The sequence below is a fragment of the Candidatus Hecatella orcuttiae genome, from assembly GCF_002009985.1.
In the GTDB taxonomy this organism is placed as follows: Archaea; Thermoproteota; Bathyarchaeia; order Hecatellales; family Hecatellaceae; genus Hecatella; species Hecatella orcuttiae.
Map to the genome: position 1 here is coordinate 1,158,311 of NZ_MTLX02000005.1, position 25,506 is coordinate 1,183,816.

24 protein-coding genes are annotated in these 25,506 nt (G+C 43.0%); 6 read left to right on the forward strand and 18 right to left on the reverse strand.

Features of this window, described 5'->3' with window-relative positions; all coding sequences use genetic code 11:
- Nucleotides 1-11 precede the first annotated feature (11 nt).
- The 16 genes from BWM17_RS09030 to BWM17_RS09105 form a co-directional block, all read right to left on the reverse strand.
- Complete coding sequence (locus BWM17_RS09030; RefSeq protein WP_309493597.1) at nucleotides 12-1,244, reverse strand: glycosyltransferase family 4 protein; 1,233 nt, start codon at nucleotides 1,242-1,244, stop codon at nucleotides 12-14.
- 114 nt (nucleotides 1,245-1,358) lie between these two features.
- Nucleotides 1,359-2,126, reverse strand: a complete 768-nt coding sequence (locus BWM17_RS09035) for a class I SAM-dependent methyltransferase (RefSeq protein WP_309493598.1) — start codon at nucleotides 2,124-2,126, stop codon at nucleotides 1,359-1,361.
- 17 nt (nucleotides 2,127-2,143) lie between these two features.
- Entirely contained in the window at nucleotides 2,144-3,319 is a 1,176-nt protein-coding gene (locus tag BWM17_RS09040) for a glycosyltransferase family 4 protein (RefSeq protein WP_309493599.1), read from the reverse strand.
- Nucleotides 3,316-6,906, reverse strand: coding sequence for a hypothetical protein (locus tag BWM17_RS09045; RefSeq protein ID WP_309493600.1), 3,591 nt, complete (start codon nucleotides 6,904-6,906; stop codon nucleotides 3,316-3,318). Before BWM17_RS09045 ends, BWM17_RS09040 begins: the two co-directional genes overlap by 4 nt.
- 193 nt (nucleotides 6,907-7,099) lie before the next feature.
- Nucleotides 7,100-8,293, reverse strand: coding sequence for a glycosyltransferase family 4 protein (locus BWM17_RS09050; RefSeq protein WP_309493601.1), 1,194 nt, complete (start codon nucleotides 8,291-8,293; stop codon nucleotides 7,100-7,102).
- Nucleotides 8,294-8,469: 176 nt separating this feature from the next.
- The gene (locus BWM17_RS09055) at nucleotides 8,470-9,327 is read right to left on the reverse strand and encodes a class I SAM-dependent methyltransferase (protein ID WP_309493602.1); all 858 of its coding nucleotides are present in this window, start codon (nucleotides 9,325-9,327) and stop codon (nucleotides 8,470-8,472) included.
- The gene (locus BWM17_RS09060) at nucleotides 9,302-10,459 is read right to left on the reverse strand and encodes a glycosyltransferase family 4 protein (protein WP_309493603.1); all 1,158 of its coding nucleotides are present in this window, start codon (nucleotides 10,457-10,459) and stop codon (nucleotides 9,302-9,304) included. The genes BWM17_RS09055 and BWM17_RS09060 overlap by 26 nt, the downstream gene beginning before the upstream one ends.
- 52 nt (nucleotides 10,460-10,511) lie before the next feature.
- Nucleotides 10,512-12,053, reverse strand: coding sequence for a B12-binding domain-containing radical SAM protein (locus BWM17_RS09065; protein ID WP_309493769.1), 1,542 nt, complete (start codon nucleotides 12,051-12,053; stop codon nucleotides 10,512-10,514).
- A gap of 15 nt (nucleotides 12,054-12,068) precedes the next feature.
- Complete coding sequence (locus tag BWM17_RS09070) at nucleotides 12,069-12,875, reverse strand: glycosyltransferase family 2 protein (RefSeq protein WP_309493604.1); 807 nt, start codon at nucleotides 12,873-12,875, stop codon at nucleotides 12,069-12,071.
- Nucleotides 12,876-12,960: 85 nt separating this feature from the next.
- Nucleotides 12,961-13,242 carry a hypothetical protein gene (locus BWM17_RS09075; protein WP_309493605.1) on the reverse strand — a complete coding sequence of 94 codons (282 nt, stop codon included), beginning with the start codon at nucleotides 13,240-13,242 and terminating at the stop codon, nucleotides 12,961-12,963.
- A 58-nt stretch (nucleotides 13,243-13,300) separates the two neighbouring features.
- A complete protein-coding gene (locus BWM17_RS09080; protein WP_309493607.1) occupies nucleotides 13,301-14,014 on the reverse strand; it encodes a class I SAM-dependent methyltransferase in 714 nt (237 codons plus the stop codon).
- Nucleotides 14,015-14,066: 52 nt separating this feature from the next.
- Nucleotides 14,067-15,536: a B12-binding domain-containing radical SAM protein gene (locus tag BWM17_RS09085; protein WP_309493608.1), complete on the reverse strand. Its 1,470-nt coding sequence runs from the start codon at nucleotides 15,534-15,536 to the stop codon at nucleotides 14,067-14,069.
- A gap of 5 nt (nucleotides 15,537-15,541) precedes the next feature.
- On the reverse strand, nucleotides 15,542-16,513 hold the full coding sequence (locus BWM17_RS09090; RefSeq protein ID WP_309493770.1) for a glycosyltransferase: 972 nt from the start codon (nucleotides 16,511-16,513) through the stop codon (nucleotides 15,542-15,544).
- Nucleotides 16,514-16,555: 42 nt separating this feature from the next.
- Nucleotides 16,556-17,440 (reverse strand): glycosyltransferase, encoded by an 885-nt coding sequence (locus BWM17_RS09095; protein ID WP_309493771.1) that lies wholly within the window; start codon nucleotides 17,438-17,440, stop codon nucleotides 16,556-16,558.
- 67 nt (nucleotides 17,441-17,507) lie between these two features.
- On the reverse strand, nucleotides 17,508-18,011 hold the full coding sequence (locus BWM17_RS09100; protein WP_309493609.1) for a metal-dependent hydrolase: 504 nt from the start codon (nucleotides 18,009-18,011) through the stop codon (nucleotides 17,508-17,510).
- Nucleotides 18,012-18,077: 66 nt separating this feature from the next.
- Nucleotides 18,078-18,536 carry a hypothetical protein gene (locus BWM17_RS09105; protein ID WP_309493610.1) on the reverse strand — a complete coding sequence of 153 codons (459 nt, stop codon included), beginning with the start codon at nucleotides 18,534-18,536 and terminating at the stop codon, nucleotides 18,078-18,080.
- A 190-nt stretch (nucleotides 18,537-18,726) separates the two neighbouring features.
- On the opposite strand from BWM17_RS09105, the gene BWM17_RS09110 reads away from it, so the two are divergent.
- The 4 genes from BWM17_RS09110 to BWM17_RS09125 all read left to right on the forward strand — a co-directional run bounded on the left by BWM17_RS09110 (nucleotide 18,727) and on the right by BWM17_RS09125 (nucleotide 20,938).
- Nucleotides 18,727-18,999 carry an AbrB/MazE/SpoVT family DNA-binding domain-containing protein gene (locus BWM17_RS09110; RefSeq protein WP_309493611.1) on the forward strand — a complete coding sequence of 91 codons (273 nt, stop codon included), beginning with the start codon at nucleotides 18,727-18,729 and terminating at the stop codon, nucleotides 18,997-18,999.
- Nucleotides 18,996-19,397: a type II toxin-antitoxin system VapC family toxin gene (locus tag BWM17_RS09115; RefSeq protein ID WP_309493612.1), complete on the forward strand. Its 402-nt coding sequence runs from the start codon at nucleotides 18,996-18,998 to the stop codon at nucleotides 19,395-19,397. Before BWM17_RS09110 ends, BWM17_RS09115 begins: the two co-directional genes overlap by 4 nt.
- Before the next feature lie 197 nt (nucleotides 19,398-19,594).
- The gene (locus BWM17_RS09120) at nucleotides 19,595-19,834 is read left to right on the forward strand and encodes a type II toxin-antitoxin system HicB family antitoxin (protein ID WP_309493613.1); all 240 of its coding nucleotides are present in this window, start codon (nucleotides 19,595-19,597) and stop codon (nucleotides 19,832-19,834) included.
- 90 nt (nucleotides 19,835-19,924) lie between these two features.
- Nucleotides 19,925-20,938: an SDR family oxidoreductase gene (locus tag BWM17_RS09125; protein WP_309493614.1), complete on the forward strand. Its 1,014-nt coding sequence runs from the start codon at nucleotides 19,925-19,927 to the stop codon at nucleotides 20,936-20,938.
- 12 nt (nucleotides 20,939-20,950) lie between these two features.
- Here BWM17_RS09125 and BWM17_RS09130 read toward each other — a convergent pair whose 3' ends face one another.
- Nucleotides 20,951-21,829, reverse strand: a complete 879-nt coding sequence (locus tag BWM17_RS09130; RefSeq protein WP_309493615.1) for a UTP--glucose-1-phosphate uridylyltransferase — start codon at nucleotides 21,827-21,829, stop codon at nucleotides 20,951-20,953.
- Nucleotides 21,830-21,862: 33 nt separating this feature from the next.
- Nucleotides 21,863-23,206: a UDP-glucose/GDP-mannose dehydrogenase family protein gene (locus BWM17_RS09135; RefSeq protein WP_309493616.1), complete on the reverse strand. Its 1,344-nt coding sequence runs from the start codon at nucleotides 23,204-23,206 to the stop codon at nucleotides 21,863-21,865.
- Nucleotides 23,207-23,505: 299 nt separating this feature from the next.
- Here BWM17_RS09135 and BWM17_RS09140 point away from each other — a divergent pair, with 299 nt between their 5' ends.
- Both BWM17_RS09140 and cysC read left to right on the forward strand, forming a co-directional pair.
- Nucleotides 23,506-24,870 (forward strand): alkaline phosphatase family protein, encoded by a 1,365-nt coding sequence (locus tag BWM17_RS09140; protein WP_309493617.1) that lies wholly within the window; start codon nucleotides 23,506-23,508, stop codon nucleotides 24,868-24,870.
- Nucleotides 24,871-24,885: 15 nt separating this feature from the next.
- Nucleotides 24,886-25,410: an adenylyl-sulfate kinase gene (gene cysC / locus BWM17_RS09145; protein WP_309493618.1), complete on the forward strand. Its 525-nt coding sequence runs from the start codon at nucleotides 24,886-24,888 to the stop codon at nucleotides 25,408-25,410.
- Nucleotides 25,411-25,506 lie beyond the last annotated feature (96 nt).

A 25,506-nucleotide genomic window follows, 5' to 3' on the forward strand; every position in this document is an offset into this window, starting at 1 on the left:
TAATAGTCAATTTAGGTTGGCAAAGTTACTTCTCTTTTTATGATGTCTAAGATTCTTCTAACATTTTTCTCGGATGCACACATTTTCTTAATAGTTTCTCTGGCTTTTTTACCTACCTCATCTGCTGTTTTAGGATTCTCAAGTATTATCTCAAGTTTATTCGCTATTTCTTCAATATCACCCACTCCTGCAAGAAAGCCATTTTCTCCGTCGGATATAAGTTCAGAAGTCCATTTTATTCTTGTTGTAACCACTGGTTTTCCTGCCGCCATGGCTTCAATGAGCTTTATTGAAGGCGTGTCACGGTACGGTAAAGCGATGACGGTGGACGGTAACATTAATTCGTGGTACACATCATTTACTTTGCCTATTCTTATCAAGCGAGACTCCAGCTTAAATTTTCGAATAAGCTTATTGAGGTAGTGTTCTGTTAGTCCATGGATGTTAGTAGATGCGATTACCAACTTTGCTTGCGGGTACCGATCAATAATTTTAGAGAATGCCAAGACTAGGTCGAGTACACCTCTTCCTTGCCACAGATGCCCCAAGTACGTAATTAAGCATTCGTGATTTCTTGCTTCCCAAGTTAAGGTCGGCAAATCCACATGCGGGTAAACTACGTATATATTGTTTCCTACGGGAATAAATTTTTGAATGAGCCTCTTTACATAGTTTGATGAGGCTATTATCTTTGTGACATTTTTCAATCCCCATTTCTGTAGAATTTCTCTTCTGAATAACTCTCTGGGCAACGTATTGATGAATTGGTTAATCTTGTATGTCAGGGGTATTTTATAACCCTTTAGAGTTTCACTGTCTCCCTTCCACCACATCCAGGGTTCTGTATATTCAAAGACATAATGAACAGTCGGGATACCTGTTAACCTGCCTAGCAATGCGGCGAATACAGCTGAAAACGATGTACCACATGTATAAATCACATCCAAATTTAGCTTTCTTAAAATTCTGGCAGCTTTGGAAATTATTTCAGGAGAAAACACTCCAGAAAAATAAGATATTTCTTTGCGATCTAAAAAGGTTCGGCTAAAAGGTGTTATTACACCTGTCAAAGAGGATATTGTATAGAGACCTCCATTTTCTACGGATGTTTTTCCTTCAGCTAACACTGTCACTTCGTTTCCTAGTTTTGCAAACCATTCCACTTGGTTTTTTAAAAGAACCATGTACGACGGTGAGTTAGGTCTTGGTGTCAAATATGCAGATTCAAAAACCCCTATCCTCAAAGCCGCTCACCATTCAGAGAAAATCTGTTCTTTACATTACCTGAAAATCTTAAGATTTAATGCGTATCTCACACTCGGCACTAACAATCTTTGCATGATTTATACCAGTCATCTTTATGAAGTTTTTAGTGTTTGAGGGGCTGGAACATCAATGTTTTTTGTTATCAAAACGAACTTTCTTGTGGCGTATCTTCTTAAAAATGGAAGCTGCGAAAAGAGACTGTCAAATAATTTTAGGGGCTTGAGTAATATTTCTGGAATTTTGTCGTAAAGTGTAAGACCTAATAGGAAAGCGCTTGCGGATCCTCGTATAGACAATTCGGCGTCATTTATACAACCTTGTAGTTCTTTGAGATTAGTAAAATCTCCACGCTTTTCCTTTTGAGCCCCTATAAGCGCTAGTAAGCTTTCACTATCATAATAGTCGAAGACCATGAAGCCTCTTGAATTTAATACTCTACTCACTTCTTTAAAGACCACGTATTTGTTTGATAGATGAGAAATTAGCCGTATACTGATTACACCATTAAAGGAAGCTTGTTTAAACGGCAAATACCTAGCATCACCTAATACTAGATCCACATTCGGCTTCAAGCTTCTAAAAACCATATTTAAATTTTTTTTAGCCATGCTTAACATAGCCAAAGAAGAGTCAAGGCCGATATAATTATTCACGGATTTGTTGTTCATTAAATTAAATCCAAATGCACCACTCCCTATCCCTAATTCGACGACCACCTCTTTAGAATTGACTTTTTCCATAAGTTGACTTACCGCTTTAACCTCTGTTTCTATGACCACAAGGCCGCGAAGACTGACGCGTTCTTCAATGTATTTCTTTGCTTTGCTTATTGAGGTATAAGCCTTGGAGTAGGGCTCCATCGTCTTCAACCTATTAGTTAAGCCCTTGCTACTTCTTTAATTATTTTCAGCATTTCTTTAATGACTAAGTTCCAATTGCACATTGCCAAGATTCGTTCTCTCGCTCTTTTACCAATTTCTTGAGCTGATTCGGTGTGTAGCAAAGTCATTCTGATCTTCTGGACTAATGCCTTTATATCCATAACGTCTATAAGAAAGCCTGTTTCACCATCTTTGATAAATTCTTGAATTCCGCCCAGCTTCGTAGTAATTACTGGTTTACCAGTAGCCATAGCCTCCAGAATAGTTAAAGGTGGATCTAAAACGTAACTTCGGAAAGGTAAACAGATAGTAGTCGAAGGCATTAAAATTTCTCGATATATATCATTACAAAAGCCTTTCCATATAATTTTTGAATTGAGGTTCAAATTGTTTATTATTCTTTCACAATAATGTTTAGTAACGGGGTCATCCCGCGGAGAAGCTATCATTAATCTTACATTATGTTTTTCTTTAGCAACCTGTGAAAAAGCTGTTATTACATCTAGGGGACCTCTCCACATAGCCAAAGCTCCAAAATAGGTCAGAGTATATTTCGAGGACGCAAAAATATCTGTTACTAAGTTTGGTATATAAATTCCTGGCGGTATTATTTTTATGTTAAGAAGATTAGGGGTTATTTTTTGTAAAATACATTTAATATATTTAGACGTGACTACTAATTGAGTTACATTAGATAGACTCCATTTAAGAATAAATTTAAAAGAATGAATCTTGTTATCGAATAGATTTGGTGTTTTAATTTTTTTAAACAACATAAAAGCAGATAAAAACTCATTAATTGATGTTGGATAATTTATTGTATCAATATGATGAATAACAGGCACGTTTGTTAATTTTTCTAAAAGTGCTGAAATAATGCTGAATGATATAGAATTGCGGACATAAATAACATCAAATTTTTCTTTTTTAATTATTTTTGAGATTTCAATAAATGATTGTAATTTTTCATTATATAATCCTTTTTTTAAATATTTTATTTGAAAAACATTTAAGATGTCGTTTGAAATCGGAAATTTTCCTCGTTCTGTTAATATGATAATATCAGAATGGGGAAGATGTTCCATAAGATGCAATATGGTACTGAGTAATTGTTTATTGGTTCCATAAACAACATCCTGTAATATTCCTGGCGCAACGATTCCTATTTTCATCTTTTGCCCTTAACAAGATTTAGAATTTTTTTAAAAAAATTAGTTGGAATAGATATTAATAGTGTTAAAACACTAAATGATACGAATGACATGTAAAACCCAAATTCGTATAATAGTTGCTTATCAAATTTTAAATACATGTCGAAAGTTCCTGTTTTATTGATAAAAAAGATATTGCCAAAAGAATACGCAGGATAACTTTTTATGTAAGTTTCGTTATTTAAATAAATTTTCCATGAAGGATTATATCTTTCAGAGAAGAATACATAAAAAGGTTCAGATGCTCTGGCAGAGATCACGTAGTTTGTTGGGTTAATTTTTTGCGCTCTAAAGTCTGCCGGTTTAGAAGTTTGGGGTCTAAACGATGATTCTATTATTGTAAGTTGATCTAAATATATAATATTTTTTTTATCAGGTTTAAATTGTATTTTAAAATGGCCTTCATACAAATGTAATTCTCCGATTTTGTACCATTCATATTTGGATGTAGAATTTAATCGAATTGTAAATTTATGGTGGTTGTTGACCTCGACATTCACAGTAGATGGAATTTCACTCAAGCATCTCACGTACAGATTATAGAAACCTTGTTTTGGGATATATAGAGAATAGCTGAACGGCATTTCCTTAACAGAAAAAGCAAACCCTTCGCTTGTGTTTACTCCGTAATCTTCTGAAAGCATTATCCCCGTAACACCCACTCCTCCTTCATCAAGAAACCAACTTCCGGCTTCATACTTTGCGATCCTTATCTTTGCCACATCAGAGAGGTTTGCTGGATTATGCCAGAAAACATCGGGTTCTTTCAATGGTAAAATAAGTTCTTTCCAGCCAAACCAGTTTTCGATTAGTCGCCATTCCTGAGCTTGGCCTAGCGAGTCTTCAATTCGGATAGTTAACCGTTCACCTGTGTTTTTTCCATACCACCATAATGAAAGGAAATCGTAACCACTCCAATCTTCAGATGGGGAGTATGTATGATCCATTGCCGCATAAGTATAATTACCACCAGAAGGAACTGTAAACTTAAATGCTTTATCTCCCTTTTTTACTATTACTGTTTCAGTTGTTATTGCAGGAGCACCAAGCTTTCCCTCAGATCCGCCGAATGAAATAGTCCAAAACTCCGCATTCTCATCATCCCATTTTGCGGTGAAGAGAGATTTCTTTAACTTAATATCATCTTGAACCGACCCCATTTCAGAAAATAAAATTATCTGCTTATTTAGCATTATTTCAGTAACTAATTTTTTTGCTTCCTCAACGGCTTCTTTCGGAACAACAACTACATTCGTAATAGCATTTTCTCCTTTTTCACTTTCAATTGCAAGTATATGATTGCCGTAATTTAAATTGACATCTCCTACGTGCGCCCATCTAAAACCCGCGTCAGCTATTCTTTTTGTTCTAATTTCTTTAATTTTTAAATCATCGATGTAAAACTTAATTTTTGATGCTTCGGGACCAAAGTAAAGTTTTGAGTAAACTTCATAGACCCCTTTTTGTTCTACATAAAATGGAATACGCAAAGTAGAAGGGACAAATGTAAAAGCTACATGTTCTAATTGTGCTTGGTAACGCCATTTATACCAAATCCAACCTGTAAAACTCCATCCTTCATCTGGAGAAAATTCTGAGACATAGTGAATAGGGTAAAAAAGGTATTTTTTTGATGCTGCAGCTAAAATTATATCAAAAAAATGGCCATCTTGAATTATAACTGCAACATTTGGAAGATTAGCAAGGGTAATAAGATCATTTTTTGTTAATTGTTGCACGAAAATTAAACCTAAATCATCTAGTTTTAATCCGTCTAAATAACTAAGGCTGATTAAACCATCAAGATCCCCTGCGAATAAACCAATACGACTAATAGGAAAGGTATGGCCTTGGAATCTTTTATTAACAAAAATTTGTATAGAATCTATTAAGCTAAGTTGCGTTAAGTCTTTCTGCTGTTTTATAGTATTGATAATTTTTTTATTAGTAAACTCCATTTCGGGAAATTCTAGCGCCCATCCATGGTCTGTTGCTGTTGTGCGTTTATTTAGGTCTAGAATAATATATTTAACGGCTGCTAAGTTAAGAAGTTCAGCCAAGTATTCTGTTCGATTTTCATACAATGTTTTAATTAAAAACCTTTCAAATGGCGGAGAATTTACCTTCCCGTAATATATAAAATCTCTGCCTATATATCTGGACATCATGTCATAGCCGGGAGTTGGGCTATATTTTGCGTCATTATATAACGTGGGATAGGGTGCAGGTAATGTAAAAACTCTGAAATCGTCGGGTTCGGTGGAAAGCCAATGTAATAACTGTTCATATTTTTCTCCGAATTCATATGTTTGCATTCTACCACCAAAGTTGCCAGTAAAAAATGGATAAGCATAAGTAGAAATGCTACTTATGAAAATTAAGAATATGATAAGTAATGAAATAATCTTAATTTTGCCATCAGGTTTTAAAGTAGCAATTCTATTATGATTTCTTATTAAAACTACACGCTTAATTAATTTATAGAGGTAATGTTTGAATGTTTCAGATGATAATCCTAAGAGAACAGCTAGCCCTAAACTTTGTAGAGGATACCACTTTTCGACGCTTCTAAAGATCTGTAAGAATGGAATAGATTCTAATATTAAGAACCATAAAGATCCAAGTATTCCCTTTGTCGCTGAAACTAAAGTAACACCCAAAACTGTTAAAGTAGCAAAAAAAATAATTCTACAATCCTTCTTGGAAAATAAAAGAATAGAAAAAGCAAAAATTACTGGAATAAAACTTAAAAGTTGCCATATAGGCGCATCCCTAACTACGAGGGTAAAATAGCCAAGGTGTGTACCTATAAATCGTAGGACTTCATTAGGCTCATATCCTTCTGAGATAAAAAATCTCATAGGAATATATCCTAACTGAGCTGATATTATTTGCGCTCCCTTGCTTTGGAATATATCTACAATAAAGGGAACAGTCCAGTAAGCTTGAATTAAAAACGGAGCAAATAATATGATGAATGTGTTTCTCATGCTCTTTAAGAAGTAATCTTTATTTCTCTTAGCTAAACCGCTATAGATAAAACAGAATAGTAAGAGCATTATTGATATGACAAAATAATTTGTAATCCGCATACTTGCAATAGCTGACAGTATGCAAGTTAGTAGAAGACACTTAAATTTATGACTTCCTTCAAGAGAGCATGCGAAAAAAGCGAGGACTAAAGGCAGCAATGCGTAGGTTAATACCATACCAAGATGACCTACTGCGAATTTGTTGAAAATATCAGGTGTCATCATGTAGAAGACCCCTGCTATAATTGATGAGGAAATCGTGACTTTCATTTGTCTGCATAGATAAAACATGGAATATCCAGCTAAAACCATCGCAAATATGCTGACAAATTTAGAGATAGCTTCACCATCCATGCCGAGCAGGGATAGAGAGTAAAGAAATAGCTTATAGTAAAGCCCTGACGAGAAATGCTCGCTTCCGAAAGAGCCCATTGTACCGCCCCAAACGTAGAGGTCCTCTTCGAACAGTTGCTTAAATTGAATCGAGAATGGCGGGATATTCCATTCGCCCTCCATAGTGATAACACCAGGGGAAGTGATTACCTTCCGAAACGTGATGAAAGATATGCCTAGAAAAAAGGAGAATACACCTAGATTCTGAACAAACGCCCTCATTAATACTTTCTTTTCTAACATTTCTAGATTCTTTCTTTTCGAATATTCAATACAATAGTCTCTCCGCAACATGATGTCAAAAACTTGATTTTTCTCAACTAAAAACTCCGCCTGCTTCTACACCCAATTTAATTAGGTTTAACTCCCTTTCCGCTGTAACCTCCCAATCATATTGTTCTGCTATCTTTTTTGCTTTTTCGCCTATTCCAGCTCGCAGTTTCTCGTCTGAAAGAAGATTTAATACCGCTCCCGAGAAAGCTTTTTTGTTGCCTACTGGAATTTTGATTATTGCATCTCTAAAGACCTTATAAGCCGGCAAATCATAAGCCACCACAGGCAATCCACAGGCCATAGCTTCGCATACCGCAATACCCCAACCCTCCTCATAACTCGGGAAAATAAAGATCTTGCATGTCTTAAGAAAAGCATACTTCTCATCCTCAGGCAATACCCCAAGCAATTTAATGTTTTTCTTAAGCCCTTCTATTTCAATCTTTTTTCTTAACTGTGAGACATATTTTTCTAACTCAGTTCCGATGATTAGTAATTGTGCATTAGGATAGCTCCGACATACAATCTTCCAAATATCGATCAAATCAAAAGCCTTAAATGGCGATAATCTTCCGAGAAAACATGCATCATATTTCTTCTCTTCTTTATTAACTCGACGGATTCTTTTAATATCTATGCCTTGCTGCATAATCCTAATTCTCTCCATCGATACTCCTAACCTTGATACCTGTTTCTTGTCACGGGGGTTTATGAAAACAAGATTAGCATTTTTCTTTATTAACATAAGACTGACATTTTGGGAGATCCAGGTAAGAAGACTTGGTAGAAAGGGATGATATTTATTTCTTTCCAAAGGTTTGGGTTCTAAGTGGTGAATGTAAACAATTAATTTAGAAAATGGAAATCTTCTAGAAATCATTACGGCAGGTAAAATATTGACTAAGAAGTGGGAGAACGTGCATATTATGTGAAAATTTTCACGTAACCCGAATGAGAAAAATGAGAAGAGTGACTTTACCATACGGATAAGATAGAGTATGGCAAGCCCGATAATGGTCTTACATAAAATTTTTTCAAAAGGGACTGAGACTATATGGGTTTTCATACTAATGCCATACCACTTAACAATTTCAGCTCCAGTTTCACTTGTTAATAAAGTACTATCATAATTATAATCTCTGAGCCGCTTGCATACCTCAAGCATGTGCCGGTCTCCACCACTCACAAAGCTAGCAAAAAGAGGGTAAACAGAAAGATCAATAATTAATATTCTCAAGTTACTATTTCACTTTCTTCAAATTATAAATCAGGGTGATTTAAAAATTCCCTTTCTATAATGTTTTCGGTTGAAATCATATATGATCCCACCCCTGAATACGCTAAAACCATAGCCGAAATCAAATTTTGAATCAGAGTATAAAAATTAATCATTTATATTTTGCAACAAATAAATTACTTTCTCCCGATGACAATAACACAGCTACTTAATCCAAGCTTTTTCAGCGGATTGTCTAAAAAAGCTATTACTCTGAGAAAACGTAGAAAAACTTTCTGATATATTTGGGTCCAAGGCTTTCTTATTAATAGCTGACTAAATTTTGGAAGTATTATAAGGTCAAAAATAGCACTTATAAAAACAAAAATATATGCTTCTCCTTCAATCTGCAAACCATTTTTTACAAAATAACTTTTAATCTCATAGATACTATAATACCGATTTTTTGAATGACCCATAGCTCTAAAATACCCTGGTAATAACATTTCATAAATCTTACGAAAGGGATACCTCCTATTAACAGTATAAAGGAAAATCTTACCCCCGTTTTTTAGAATCCTTGATGCCTCAGATAAACTAGCTTCAGGATTATCTACGTGTTCCAAGACCATTGAATGAATGACTGCATCAAAACATTCACTATTAAACGGTAAATGGTTTACATCCGCAACAACAATATGAAATGAGCCGGAAAAATTCGATCTGGATGCATTTTTTTTAGCGCGTTTTAAACCTCTCACTGATAGATCTACACCAACAGAAAAGCAAGATATATTAAACGCGTAGATGCAAGTGAGAGGTTGATCACCGCAGCCTATATCCAAAACTGAAGAGGAATTCCTTAATTCAAGTCTATTAAACATTTTTGCTATTTCAAAGTCACTAATATTAAAACGATCTTTGTAAAATCTTGACCAGTAACTTTCCCACGCCCACTTTATATACTTCCTATCAAAGAAGGCTTTTTGAGATTTCTTAATGTCAGAAATATTTTTATGTCTCGTGTACTTATCCACCTTTGTAGCTTTCTTCAATTATTTTTGCATTACGTTCACTAAATAACATCTCTGCAAATTTCCTACAGTTTTTACTCATTTGTAATAATTCATTCCGATTTTTAAAGAAATATATAATTTGACTTTTAATTTTATCAACATCCGGCTCAACAAGCACACTAACAGATGGCTCTAAGATTTCAGAAATTCCGCTTCTGTTAGTAGCTATGACAGGTGTACCACAAGAGAGAGCTTCAGGGAGAACCCTACCAAAAGGTTCATCATATATCGAGGGAACAACTACAAGATCTGCGGCGTTATAACAGATAGCTAAATGTTTTTCGCCGACATTCCCTAAATAAATTACATTTTTATAAAAATTGGATCTTAACATATCTTTTACCAGAGGGCCTTCACCGATAAAGACAAAGTATACGTTTTTTTCGCAACTAAACTCCTTGGCAATATCAATTAATAATCTAACACCTTTTATCTCCACAAGACGCCCAACAAAAAGTACAATAAATTTATCATTCCAACCGAGCTTTCTTTTACACCAGATTTTATCTAATGGTTTAAATACTTCTTGGTTAACCCAGTGTGTGAAAACTTTAATTTTTTTATTATCTAATCCTATATAAGTTAATTCTTTTTTCGACCTATTAGATAAAGTTAATATAGTATTAAAAGAGTTTAAAATTGTTTTTAACATTTTAATAAGTATAGGTTTTTTATCTACATTATAAATAGTGTGAAGACTAATAATAGTTCTTTTTTTAAAAAACTTAACAAGTATCTTAACAATGAAAGCACTAATAATGCCATGCGCATGAATAACATCAATTTTTTTATGATATTTAAGCATAAAAAATAAGGAGTAAATCAGTAACATCGGTGCAAAATAAAGAAACTTAAGCTGAGGATAAGATTCCAGTTTATAAAATAAGTGACCAAACAAATAAACTCTATGGATTTCTAAATTACTTTTTCTTTCGATTCTTTCACCTAATACTTTTGTTATTGTAGGTTGAGGAGCAATTACATAAACTCGATAATTACGCTTTATTAAATAATTACAAAGATCATCTAGATGAGTTTCCAATCCTCCAATATTCGGCCTAAAACCAGTAGTAATAAATAAAATAGTTTTTAAAAAGGTATTAGAGGACAACTTTTTTCTTTCTCTCCTGTGTAGATGAAGTTTCCCCTTTAAAAAGACCTATTTATTTCGATTTTCCGCCTTCTAAACGAGTTTTCGAAAAATAATCAACTTCACCTGTGACTAAAGCATTTAATACTATTTTTAAGCCGTTTAATCCAATTTTTAACATATACCTTAAATCTTCAACAGACCCCAGTTTATTTGATAATTTAACTAGGTTATTAGGTTTGAAATAATTAAGTATACGATATTTTAAAAATTCGATATGTGCCTTGTTGGCTAATTTTATCAATTCTTCACTCTTAAAGTATCTAGTATTATGTGAAGTCTTGGTCACAGAATCGTATAAACTCTCATTTTTTATCAAACCATTTTTCTTAAAAATACCATATAAATCTGTGCCGGGATACGGGGTCGCTATATAAAATGTTGCAAAGTCAAGCCCTGATTTTTTTGCGAATTCTATTGTTTGATTTATTGAGTCTAAAGTTTCGTTAGGAAATCCTATTACAAATGTTGAATGAGTCCATAACCCTATATCATTACAGAATTTTATCACTTTACGCGCGTAATTCAGATTTACTGGCTTTCTAACGAAATTTAATGTTTCTTTACAGCCTGATTCAATACCAAATGTTGCTCTATAATATCCACTTTTTTTCATCATTGTTAATACTTCTTTATCTAATGTCCAAAAAGCAATCCCGTTTGGTGTTGACCATTTTATATCAATGTGACGCGTAATAATTTCATTACAAATTCTCATAACTCTTTTCTTATCTAAAGTAAAATTATCATCTAGAATTGCTAACTCCCTAATTCTATATTTTTCTACTAAAAATTCTATTTCATCAGCAACATTTTTTGGGCTCCTTGCTCTCCATTTACGTCCCCATACAGAATGGATTGAACAAAATACACAATTAAAAGGACAACCTCTACTAGTGATTATTGAAGTGCGAGGAGAACGAACTGCATACATATGGGCACGTGGATCGTTGAGATAAATATGCATAGGTAATAAATGTCTAGCCGGAAACGGTAAAATATCTAAATGCTGAATAAACTCTCTTGGGGGGGTTTTTATAATTTTTCCATTTTTTTTAAAAACTATCCCTTTTACTTCTGAGATATCTTTTTCCATCAGTACGTTATCAACTATGTTTAGAAAGGTCATTTCTCCCTCTCCTATGACAACAATATCTATGCTTTCATCTTTTAGTATAATTTCAGGTATCGCTGAGGCATGCGCTCCGCCAAAAATTATGTGGGCTTTTGGATAAAGCTCCTTAATTATTTTTGCAACTTTATGTGCTTCCATGGCAGATGACGTATAAGGACAGCTAATTCCAACTATATCCGGGTTAAGTGATTTAACCCGCTCTTTAAGACTCTCTATATTTAACCCAACTCTGATTAAACCATTTTTTAAAACTTTAATAATGTTTGATCCCTCAGCTAACGAATCTATCAGATGTACATTAACTTCTTTTTCTTCAAGAACTGCAGCAATATAGGCTAATCCAAGAGGGGGAAATAATTCGGGGAGGTCTGTGGGTGCACATATTGTTGGAGGGAAAATTAATAAAATTGTTAAAGAAATTTTTTACAACCTTTTTTATATTTTCAATGATGAAATCTTTGAGTAAACTAGGCCAGCAGTCCCAGCGATGTATTCAACAAACTTTATGAAGAGCATGCCGCAGGCATATAAAGGTTGATTAGCAAGTATTCTCCATTTCCTTATAAAATTTAACCTTATAGGCATTAGTTGAACCATAGCCCTTTTGGGTTGCTTTTTGGCATAATAAATATAGGTTTTGCCGTACCGATAACTCCTAATTACTAGCTCCCTTAACTTTACATGTCCTTCAAGATGTTTCATAATTGCCTTAACGGAGATTATTTTGTATTTTGCATCTTCTACACGCGCATGCAACTCTTTATCTTCACCAGCTTCGAGCATCTCATCATATCCACCTAACTTCTCGAAAACACTCTTTCTATAAAATCTAGCGCTTTCAACTAGAGGATCGCCTATATATGTGAGGCGTTCCAAAGCCCTACACTTTGCCCAAAAACCTTCACCAACTCTTACTTCCGGGATCATCACAGCATCAACACAATCATTCACCACCTTTTGAACACATTCTTCGATAACTTTTGGGGTTAATTTCTGATCTGCATCTAAAAAAATCAGAAACTCTCCTTTTGCCTTCCATGCCCCATAATTTCTTGCCTGGGACCTTAAAGCCTTTACTTGAAAAACTGTTGGACCGTATTTCTCTGCAATTTTTACAGTGTCATCTGTGCTATAGTTGTCTACTACTATAATCTCTAGGTTGGGATAGGTTTGCCGTTTAACCGATCCTAAACAGACATCCAAAGTTTTAGAGGAGTTATGCGTCGGAACGACCACCGACACCAAAGGCGCCTCTTTCACAATCTATCCCTTGGGCTGAGCCGCCTTTTCCGCCTCAATAACCACGTTAAACCTAACGTTAATGTAGCTACTTTCCTGACAGGTTAGGCTTGCTTAACAACTCATCCACGTCTAATATTTCAACCGCAGTTATTTTTCCCGAATTTTTATCCCTGAAAAGATGTATTTGCGGATGGACGGGTTCTCCCATCTCGGCTTGGATTGGCTTTTCAAACCTTATGCATAGAAGGCTTAACTTCGGCTCTAAACTTACCTCAATGACTTCGGAGGGGAAATCGATTTTAACCATATCCCCAACTCTATCAACCAGCTTTTTCAGATCTAACTTTAGCAGAGAGGCCGTAGCCACCTCACCCTTTTCATCCTAGCGTAGGCTTTAACTTTATAGCCGACTAACGGTCTTCACCTTACCGCCTCTCAGCTATGATGCCTATGTTGCTCTTATACCGTCTGGGCAGAAACCTGTCCAGACACGTAAAAAGGAGGAGAAACGGAAAAATCGACTTATAGATTCCTAAAGCACCCCTCACAAACAACGATTTCTCATCAAACAACCTATTCAGGTTAGAGGGGGTATATCCGAAAATGCTCCCAAGCTTGATTATGCAACATTCAACTAACGCCGTCAGAGGCCCGCAACCATACTTATTCCTAAGCGTTTTAAACCCCGAATCTTCGATAAGCTTCGAGATTTCTGCGATAGAGTAACCCCTTCTGAAGTGTCCGACACTGTTATCGACCATGTCTCGCTGCCAATTCACAAAAACGTTATCGCACAATATATTCGGCACAGATAATATCAGCCTCCCTGAAGGTTTCATCACCCTCGCCAACTCCGCCAAAACTGCTTTATCCTTTGAAACATGCTCCAACACCTCGCTACAAATAACGTGGTCAAACACCGAGCCCCGGAAAGGAAGCTTCGTAGCGTCGCCGACGACAAACATGTTTTCAGGGTAAAACCTATGGGCCAGTTTAATCGATAGAGCGTCAACATCTAACCCCACATACTGTTCCTCATCAAGCCTATATGCATAGGACCCCCTACCACAACCACAATCTAAAACAAGCGGCCGCGCATTTCCAACCTCAGAGTTGTAAAGACCCCAAACAGTACGCATGATACTGTATTTTCCTATCAGGTAAAAGTCTACAGGTTTAGTCTTTGACCTTTTAGGTTCTCGCCGAAGCAAAGTCTTTAACATGCCCTACAGCCGCTTTAATGCCGCGGAGGTTAAGCATGAAATCGTCCTTGGACACCAGCGACTTCACGAATCGGCGGAGAATATATTTGGGCGAAAGGTAGATCTTGTAAATCTCATCGCAGAATTCCACCACTTCCTCCGCTGTCATGTCCTCCGTCTTTAAAACAGGTTCGGTCATGTCGTACCTTTCATAATCCTTTGGGTCAACCCTGAACCAGTCGAACTGGATGGCCTGCCGGTATAATTCCGTGCCAGGGTAGGGAATGACAATAGTGCTCTGCAGCACGTCTGCCAGTCCGTCTTCCATCAGCTTCTTAGCCAAAGCCAACGTCCTGAGAGCGTCTTCTCTTGTCTCCCAAGGGTAGCCGACCATGATGGTCAGGTGTATCTCCAAACCAGCCTCCTTCGCTATCCTAGACCCCTCCACAATCTGCTGGACGGCGATGCCCTTGTTTATTCTGTCCAAGGTTTCCTGGCTTGCAGATTCAAGGCCGACCTTCAACAGGCGGAACCCCGCCTTCTTCATCAGCCTGCATACCTCTCTGCCAACTTGGTCGTAGCGGAAGTTACAGGAAAACAGCACCTCCTCATGGTATCCTCTTTCCACCATACCCTTACAAAATCTCTCCAGCCAACGCCCCAGCGGGAAAGTCCCCGTATCGTCAAAGATCTCCCGGACATGGAACTTCTCGACCAGGTAGCCGATCTCGTCCAGATGCCTTTCAGGGCTTCTCACCCTAAACTTCGGGTAGGGCACCGTCCATGCGCAAAAGGTGCAGCCCCCCGCCTTCCTCCACCAACAATCCCTCCCAGCCATGGTATAGGTGAAAACCTTCCGCTTGTACCAGTTTTCACGGTATAGTTGATATTTCGTTAAAACCCTGTCTATGAAGGGGATCCCATCCAAATCGCCGACCAGCTCAAAGGGCCCGGAGTTTCTTATCCCCCCATCCTCACGATACCATACCCCCTTAGGCATAGGGCTTTCATCCTCCAGATGTTTGGCTAACCCCAGCAGCGAAACGTCGAAGTCCCCCCCAGTTACGACATAATCCACATGGCTCAGCTCCATGCTTTCCTGCGGGAAGGCGGTAACATGGTCTCCCACCAGAACGGTCTTAACCTCGCTTAACAGCTCCTTTAAACGGTCGACTATCTGCCAATGCTGTTTTACCACAGGCGTTTTGGTTTCAAAAACCACCAAGTCCGGCCGGCTTTTTTGAACATGATCCATAAACTGCCCGTAAGACCACTGTTGGGCTATGCCGTCGACAAATTCAACCTCAAAGCCGTTTATTTTTAAAAGGGTGGCAGCGCTGGCCGGAACCATGGGATATATGAAGGTGGGATGCGAAAACCACTGGAACTGGCGGTTCTGGGTCAGCTGAGGAACGCCTTTCACCTCTAACAAAGGCGGGAAGGCTATCATCACTTTCATCGCTGTTAGACCTTTTTCGAAAAAAACCCTCTGATGAAGGAAAGACCGTAGCAGAGGTGCGTCGCCATTGTTCCTAGAAAAACGTGGAGGACCATTTTAACATTCCTTTCCTTCAAGCCGGCTGAGATTCCACTCGACAGCGAAAGAAGCACGTAGGCGAGAATCGATAAAACATAGAGCAGACGAATAACCGGATTAACCAACGCCAAGGGGAAGCCGCCGACCACTCCCACAATCAATAGGGCTGGCATGAAAAACTGCAGCCTGACAAATTTCGGGTAAGACTTGGACAGATGCCCCTTAACGAGGCCGTAGCTCCATATCTGCTTGAGGTGAGGGCGGTAAAGCGGCCTTCGACGATGGTAAACCAGCACCCGCGGGTCATACAGTATTTTCATCCCCAGCTTGTGGGTGATCAGCCCGCAGAATACGATCTCCTCCCCAGGCCACACGTCCGGGGCCAGTTTTTCAACGGCTCCCAGCACAGATTTTCGAATCACTAGGTTACAGGTAGGCGTCTCGGTGATGTATACCAGTCTTTCATGCGGCCTATACCGAATCGACGCGGCGCCAGCTCCCAAGGAGGAAGCCAAAATGAGGCTGCTGGCCTTCTCCATCACACTGCTTTTCTCGTCCGTTAGAGAGGGCCCGGCTACGGCGGCAACCTCAGGGTTCACGAAGTGGGGAACAGCGTTTTTCAGCCAGCCAGGGTCTGGGTAGGCGTCGGAGTCGATGAAGGCGCAAATCTCCCCATCGGAAGCAACACTCCCAATGAAACGTTTTTTCAGAGGCTTAACAGCCCCCGTGGGGATCACCTTAACCTTCTCCCCAGAAAGCTCATCCGCCTCGTCCGGGAGCACTATTATTTCGTAGTTTGTGTAGCTTAACTTCGAGCAACGTTCGACGCATTTCTTGGTATAGGTGTCCACCGTCTTACAGGGGATTATTATCGCTACTTTCGGCTCTTTGAATACCAGGCGCCTACACCGTCAGCCAGCATTCAAGTTTCATGGGGGCTGCTAGCTTCTGCCAAAAGCAGCCATAAAATAGACTTTTCGGAGAAAGTTCATCACCCTCTCCCGCTTCACATTGAAGCGCCGCTGAACTATAGGATAACTTCTACCGGAGTTCCCATCGACAAACACGCCGCCGTTTTTCACGGTTTTTAACCTGAGAAGTCTCTTCCCGAAAGCCAAGCTGAGCCTTAAAGCTAACAGGTCCATGAACATGGTTAAAACCGTCCTCGCAGGGACTATTTTGGACTCCCCCTTAGACCTCTGATCCTGCCACTCCACATTCACCGCCTCCACCGGAACGCCCAGCCTCCTCGCGTTGACTATGAGGCTTGTGTCGAACAGAAAGCCGTCAGACCTAACCTCCTCCACCACTCGCCTGGCAACTTCAACCCTCATGGCCTTTAACCCCGTCTGGTGGTCCCTCACCCCGGTTCTGAAGAGAAGCTTGACCAAGGTGTTATAGCCCACGCTCAGGAGCCTTCTGGCTGCACCGTAGGAACCCCCTGTGAGCATCCTCCGAACCCCCACAACCAAGCCGCCTTTATCCTTAGCTGAAGCAACAGCGTGGAGGACGTTTTCGCCGAGGCTTACAGGCAGGTCTGCGTCCAGTATGAGGAGGACTTCACCCCTAGCAACCTGGACGGCATTCCGTATGGTGCCGCCTTTCCCTATTCTCCGCGTAAACCTCAAAACATTCACCTTCCCCGTGGAAGAGCCGACGGCTTTAGCAACGTCAGGAGTCCCATCTTTGCTGCAGTCGTCGCAGACAACTATCTCGTACTCCAAACTGCTGCCATCGAAAAAGCTGCACAGCTTATCCAAGGACCTGCCGATGATCTTCGACTCGTTGTAGGCGGGGATGAGAACGGACACGGTGACAGGCTTCACCCTCAAACCTGACAGCGAGCTTTCAGTTTTAGGTAAAACCGCTTCCCCAAAGGCGGAAATAGCCCGGCTACCTCTTATCGGCAAGAGCCTTCAATACAGTTGCGGCGGATAAAACCGCGAAGACCATCAAGCCCTCCCCCGTGAAGAGCGGCGCATCCAAGGTTTTAAAGTAGGAGAACACCGTGGGGGCTGTGAGAACCTTTACGCTGAGGTGAATAGCCGGGGAGCTGGCTATGCGAACGGCCGAGTCAACTAAAACCCTGAACGACTGACCGTAGAGCGGCCAAAACAAAGGCGTGTAGTATCCTAGGTCCATGACCGGATGGGACAAGGCTGCCAACAGCCCCAAAGCCGCAGGTTTCCGCAGACGAGTCCTCCAAACCAGCAACATGAAGGGAGCTGACAAGGCTAAAATGACGACAAGCGAATGGGAAAAAGACCTGTGAACATGAAAAAACACATCCAAATCCGGCAGGACGGCGGCCAAAGAAATAGGCAACGCCCTCCTGAGCTGGACCCCTAGGATAGTGAGGGCGGCGAGAGGGATGACAAAGTGGATCAGAGGCTCCATACTTACAGCTCGGGAGGGGGGCGGTGATTTACCTTTGAGAGCCCAAAGGCGCCTGAGCCTTTGCCCTCAACCTTGCACATAATATTTCGTGGAAAGCCGGGTTAACCCAAGCCAGAATACGTACCGGGGCTCTGTCAACCATACCCTGAGCTGCGGACACCAGGTGAAGACGGCTGATTCCTCGCCGCGGGTCAGCATTTCTTTGGCCGCTGCCACACCAGCCTGAACAATCCGGTTTCCAAGGGTGTCTTTAATTTTCTCAACTATGCTGAGAAGCTGGCTGGCGACTTTCCAGTTGAGTATTCTGCCCTTGAACCTAGCGTACCATAATGCTGCTTTAAACAAAGCCTTCTCCGTGGTCTTCAACCTCCTCCAGTTTCCGTTTCTTAAACCCTTCCGCATCCAGCCCAGCAACCCGGCATAACTGAGAATGGGGAACATTCCTAAACCCTTAATCCAGTAGATTCTCGGAACATATTTAAATAGATTTACGACTTCGGAAGAGAAACGGAAAACAAACACCAAAAATAGCTAAAAAAGGCCCTTTAGGGAAACCATACCGGCAATACTTTAACGAGAATAGGCCGCCTTTTTAGTCGCCGAAGTTGAAATAAATAGATTAAATTAACAGAAACAGTCGAGGAAACTTGTCGATTTTTAATTAAGTTCTACTAAAGTTTAAATATTTCTAACTTAAGTGTAACTTTGGTTACCTATGGTTGAACTTAAAGTTAAAGTCGGCAGCAAAGGACAGATCCTCATCCCCAAGATCCTCAGAGAAAGATACGGCATAAACCAGGGGGAATCGGTGACGATAGAACCTGCAAGCGAGGGTCTACTCATAAGGGGAAAACCCAGCCCTGACGAGGTAATGAGGAGGCTGAAAAACCACGTAGAAAAGATCAAAACCATGGCGACAGAAGAACCCAAGCTCGGCGACCTGAAAAAGACCTATCTTGAGGAGGAGTTCGAGGAGGAGAGAGCTTGAAAGCTTTCTTGGACTCCAACCTCCTAGTCTACCTGAACACGATGACAGGCGAGGAGAGGAAAAGCATCGACAAGTTTTTCAGAAAGCTGCTGAACGAAACACTCTTCACCAACATGCTCGTTTTGGATGAAACCCTCTACATATCCAAAAGAAAATTTAAAGTCCCCTATGAAACCACGCTGGGTTTTCTCAGAGAAATAGTGTTACCCTACACGAAAGTTATACCCTTGGATGAGGAAGACGTAAAGTCGATGGAAAAATACCTTACCAAGCACGATTTAAAGCCATCCGACACCTTGCATCTAGCCACCATGGAAAAGGCCGGCGTAACCCGCATAGTAACAGAGGACGAAGACTACGATAAGGTTGAGGAAGTAAGAAGGATCTGGCTCCAATAACTTCTCCCTAGGGAATAACACCACCGCCTCAGGGCTAATTCAGACGGTTTTAAAAGACGTGGAAAGTTTACCGAAGTTTACCGTAGATAAGCTGTCTCAAATCAGAATGCAGACGATTTTCTTCAAATCGGCTTAAGCTTCCTCCCAGGCGGAAAGTCTTAAATGATTTCGAATTATATTTTCAAGTCGAGGTTTTCATGTTCGAGTTTGACACCGTGATCGTGGAGGATGAGACCGGAGGCTATGTGGCATTTGTCCCCGCTTTGCCCGGCTGCCATACTCAAGGCGACACGCTGGGAGAGTTGATGAGAAATATCAAAGAGGCTATAGAGCTGTATCTTGAAACTTTAGCCGAAGAGGAGGAAGGGGGGAGTTTTAAAGCAGAGGGTGGTCAGGGTTCAGAAAGTGAAAGCCTTTGTCTAGAATCCTCCCCCTGAAGCTAGATAAACCCATCAAAATCCTCCAGAAAGCAGAATTAAGGCCGGGAAGAATTAAACAAACTCATCAAACAGGTTTGAAGACCCAAAATGGCTAAATCAACCATCGGAAAAGAGATAAACCAAGTATTATCCCAGCTTAAAGAAAACATGTTTGCAGGTAAGAGAATTCTTGTTACAGGAGGAGCTGGGTTTCTGGGAAGCTGGCTCTGCGACATACTGACAGGGACAGACGCAGAAGTATTCTGCCTAGACAACCTCGCCACAGGACTAAGGGAAAACATAGACCACCTCAGAGGGAACAAAAACTTCCATTTTATAGAGGGTAATGCGGAGAATTTCAGCCAACCCCAAAGGCTGGACATCATACTCCACTTGGCAAGCAGAACATCCCCGGAAGAATATCAGAAGCACCCCATCGAAACCCTGAAAGCCAACTCCCTTGGAACGTTGACGGTGCTGGAAGCCGCCCGCCTCAACGACGCCCTCACCCTCTACGCGTCCACAAGCGAAGTCTACGGAGACGCGCAGGTGATACCTACTCCTGAGACCTATTGGGGTCACGTCAACCCGGTGGGTGTTCGCTCCTGCTACGACGAAGGCAAGAGGTTCGGCGAAGCCCTCTGCGCCGCCTACAGGCGCCAGTACAGCTTGGATGTGAGGGTCGTCAGGATCTTCAACACCTACGGGCCGAGGATCAGGGCGGACGGCGCCTACGCTCGCGCTGTTCCAAGGTTTATAACCCAAGCCCTCTTGCAGAGGGACATAACCGTCTACGGAGACGGCTCCCAGACACGTAGCTTCTGCTACGTAACCGACACCGTAGCCGGGATGTTGAAGGCCTTAACCAGCCCCCATGCCAAGGGTGAAATATTCAACATCGGAAACCCCCATGAAATAACCATCCTCCAGCTTGCGGAAAAAATAAAGCAGATAGCCGGGAGCACTTCGCAGGTCACCTTCCATCCCCTGCCCGAAGACGACCCTAAGAGGAGATGCCCGGACATAAGCAAGGCGAAAACCGTCTTAGGCTGGGAGCCGGTGACTTCGCTTGAAGAAGGACTGGCCAAGACGGTGGACTGGTTCCGGTCGAGGATTTTCTAAGTTACGGGGAGACTATTTCGCACGGCCGTAGGATACGCGCAGAGCATCCCAGTAGGTCGTCGGGTTTCCTATATCCACCCGGATGTTGTCGGAGCCCAGTTTCAGGGCGTATACTTTAAAGCCGCCTTCAACCAGCATCTGAATGGCATCCGTCAACTGCTTTTCCCCCCTCTCGTCCACACCAACTCTCTCCAGCATCTTGAAGATTACGGGGTTGAACAAATACAGGGCGACAACAGCCAGTTTGGAGGGGGCGACCTTAGGTTTCTCGACGATGCGTTTGACACTGTAGATTCTCCCCGCCACCCTCTCGCCTTCTATGACTCCGTAGATTCGGGGGTCTTCAACCTCATCCACCACAAACGTGGCATCCGACCCATACTTGCTGTGTACGTCTACAAGGTTTTTCAGAAGCTTATCCGCGTTCGCAGCTATGTAGGTGTCCCCTGCATAAACCAGGAAGGGCTCGTCTCCGATGAAGTAGCGGGCCCTGTAGACGGCGTCGCCGAAGCCTCGGGGGCTAGGCTGGTTCACCCAAACGATGTTGGAGCGGTCGACCATCCTGTAAAACCTCCTGACCTCTGAGACGGTGAGCTTGTTGCTGGGTTTCTTGACCTTCAACGCCTTCTCGTCGTGGGCGAAATGGTCTTCGATAGCCCGCTTACCCCGGCCTACGATGAAACAGAAGTTTCTTATTCCGAAATCGAATATCTGCTCGAAGACAGATTGGAGAAGGGGCTTAACGTAGACCCCGCCATTTCTGCCCTTGCAGAAAATGGGCAGCATTTCTTTGGGCTGTTCTATGGTGGCGGGATAAAGCCGGGTGCCAAGCCCCGCGGCGGGGATGACAACCTTCCGCACCTGCATTTTTTCACGCACCGAGTCCGCCAAATATCCCCCTCACGAGAATGCATATAAGAGTTATTACGAAGGTTGATGGCCCCAACCAACAGCGGCAAACCTCAACTTTTTGGAGAAAACATTGGGGTTGAAAACCTTCCTGCCGTCGACCACGGCGGGGTTGCGCATGACCTTTGTGAAGTCTCCGGGTTTAAGTTTCTTGAACTCACTCCACTCTGTGACCAGTATGCAGCAGTCAGCCTTTTTGAGGCAGTCCCGCGGGGAACCAGCATACATGATTTTTTTCCCGTAGAGTTTTTCCACCTCAGGCATAGCCACAGGGTCGTACACAGCTACCTCAGCCCCCAAACCCAGCAGCCTGTCGATGATCTTCAGCGAAGCAGCCTCCCGGATGTCGCTGGTCTCAGGCTTGAAGGCTAAACCTAAAAGGGCCACCCGTTTCCCCTTCAAGCTTCCCACCAGCTGCTCAGCAAGCTCCACCCCATGAAACGCCTGCCGCTCATTTACATCCAAAATGCTCCGGAGGAGGAGGGGAGGGTATCTCTTCCGCTGGGCATAGGCTATCAGGGCCCTAACGTCTTTTGGGAAACATGAGCCGCCGAAGCCCAGCCCAGCCTCAAGAAACAGGTGGCCGATGCGCTTGTCGTAGCCCATACCCTTCGCCACCTCAGCCACATCCACGCCGGCCGTGGCTTCGCAGATACGGGCTATTTCGTTTATGAAAGAGATTTTAGCAGCGAGGAAAGCGTTGCTGGCGTACTTCACCATCTCAGCTGAAGCCAAACTCATCCGGAGAATGGGAGGGGTCTTCTTTCCGTAAAACCTGCGGTAAAACTTGTGCAGAATGTCCCCCGACTTTCGGTCGTACTCACCTATCACAACGCGGTCTGTGTGAAACGTATCGTAGACAGCCTTGCCCTCGCGCAGAAACTCGGGGCTCATGCAGAGGCCGAAACCGTCTCCCGCCTTCTTCCCCGAGTGTTTCTCAACGGAATCCTTAACCAGCCCGCCGGTGGTTCCCGGTACAACCGTACTCTTAACCACAACAAGATGATACCCCCTTTTCTCAGCGATGGCCTCCCCGATTTCTTCACTGGACCGCTTGATGATGGACAGGTCGATGTCTCCGTCCGGCCGGCTGGGGGTTCCCACAGCGATAAACGTGATCTCAGAATTTGAAGCCGCCTCCTTGAGATCCGTGGTGCATCGGAAAAGCTTACTCTTCAACGAGCTTCTGAGGAGACGCTTCAGTTTAGGCTCGTAGAAGGGGGGCTCCCCTTGGTTAATAGTCTTCGCCTTGTCTTCGTCGTGGGTTACAGCGTAGGCCTTGAAGCCTCTCTCGGCAAAGCAGACTGCGGAAACTAAACCTACAAACCCAGTGCCGGTGACTGATACGCCTTTAATCAACGGTTATTCCACCTGAAAAATGCAGCTTAACTTCAATGAGCCCTCAACCTGCTACAAAAGATAACGTATAACGCACTTCACATACACTCTTTAGGAATTAGTTAGGCGGCTTATATTTAAAATAATTTACGTTTTCCGAACGATGAACAAACATCGAAAGCCACTGAATCGAGAATCCCTTGTTCTTGCTCATCAGGGGAAAGACTGGCCGCCTAAGATATGAATGTTTTTAAATATTTAGAGGAGGCTAAGTTTGTTCCGTCAATCAGGGGCGGGGGTCTCTCCTGTCGAGAAAAGTTTTGGTCGTAGGCTTGGACGCTGCTCCTCCTGAGCTGGTCTTCCACAAGTTCAGAGACATCCTCCCCAACCTAGGGGAAATGCTGGACAGAGGCGCCTACGGGGAACTGGAAAGCTGCCATCCGCCCATAACCATCCCCGCTTGGGCTGTTTTGGCCACAGGCAAGAACCCGGGGAAACTGGGGCTTTACGGTTTCAGGTATAGGAGGAACTTTTCCTACACTGAGCAGGGCATCGCCACCTCCCTTTCGGTTAGGGAGCCGGCTCTCTGGGAGGTTTTCTCAGACCAAGGGCATTCCTCCTGCCTGGTGGGAGTTCCTCCCAGCTACCCCCCACGGCCCCTGAACGGTAACATGATCTCCTGCTTCATAACCCCCAGTGCGGAGAAGGCTTACACCTACCCCCTGGGGCTGAAGAGGGAAGTGGAGAGGCTGGTGGGGAGGTACCTCTTCGACGTGGAGTTCAGAGTTGAAGACAGAGAAAGACTTCTCCGGAGGCTTTACGAGATGACGGAGAAGAGGTTTAGAGTCCTAAACTACCTGATGGAACACAAGAAATGGGATTTTTTCATGTTCGTCGAAATCGGCTTGGACAGGCTTCACCACGCCTTCTGGAAGTTCTTCGACCCCCAGCACCCCAAATACGAGGCCGGCAACAGCTTCGAAGGGGTGATCGAAGACTACTACAAATACCTCGACTTGAAGGTGGGGGAAATGCTGAAGACCGCGGGAAAGGACACGCTGACCTTCGCCGTCTCCGACCACGGGGTCAAAGGGATGAAAGGCGCCTTCTGCATCAACCAATGGCTGGCTGAGGAAGGATACCTCACCTTCACCCACCCGCCGGGCGGAGTCGTAGACTTGGAAGAAGCTCCCGTCGACTGGGAGAAAACCCTAGCCTGGGGGTGGGGCGGCTACTATGCGAGGATTTTCCTCAACGTCAAAGGCCGGGAGCCCCGGGGCGTGGTAGACCCCGGGGACTATGAATCCCTCAGGGATGAGCTGGCTGGGAAGCTGTCGGAGCTCAGAGACCCTGAGGGAAGAAGAATGCGGAACAGAGTGTTTAAACCCCAACAGCTCTACCCGGAGCTCCACGGCGAGCCTCCAGACCTGCTGGTGTACTTGGACGACCTTTACTGGAGGTCCGCTGGAACGGTAGGGCATGGAAGCCTTTACCTCTCTGAGAACGACAAAGGCCCCGACGACGCGGTGCACTCCATGCACGGCATCTACATCGCCTACGATCCCCAAGAAACCCTGAAGAAGGGAAGAGTGGAGAAAGCCCGCCTCCTAGATGTGGCGCCTACCATCCTCCACCTAGCCGGCCTCCCGGTACCAGAGGACATGGAGGGTAGAGTCCTAGAATAGAGGAGCGTGCTCAGGGTGGGTAAAGGCTTCACAGTCTGGTTAACCGGCCTTCCCGGAGCCGGGAAGACCACCACAGCCCGAGGCTTGGAGCATGCCCTGAAGACCAAGGGCCTGCGGGTTGAAGTCTTGGACGGGGATGAAATCCGAAAGGCGCTGAGCCCTGAGGCTGGGTTCAGCCGAGAGGACCGGGAGAGGCACATCCGACGGGTTGCCCACGTGAGCAAGCTGCTGGCCCGGAATGGGGTGGCTGTCATCGTCTCCTTGGTTTCCCCCTACCGCTCCGTCAGGGAGCACGCTCGGAGGGAGATTCGGAACTTCGTGGAGGTTTGGGTGAAATGCCCCTTGGAAACCTGCATTCAACGGGACCCTAAGGGCCTCTACAAGAAGGCTTTGGCCGGGGAGCTGGAGAATATGACGGGGATTCAAGACCCCTACGAGGAGCCGCTGAACCCTGAGGTCGTCGTGGACACGGAAGCGGAGCCGCCTGAGGCCTGCGTGGAAAAAATCCTGAACAAGCTGAGAGAGCTGGATTACTGTTAAATTCGAAAAAGGCTTAATTTTTTAACCCAATACACCTATCACGTGGGCGGAGCGTAGCCCTACGCTAGGGCTGTTCCACAGCAAGTTGAAGGTTTC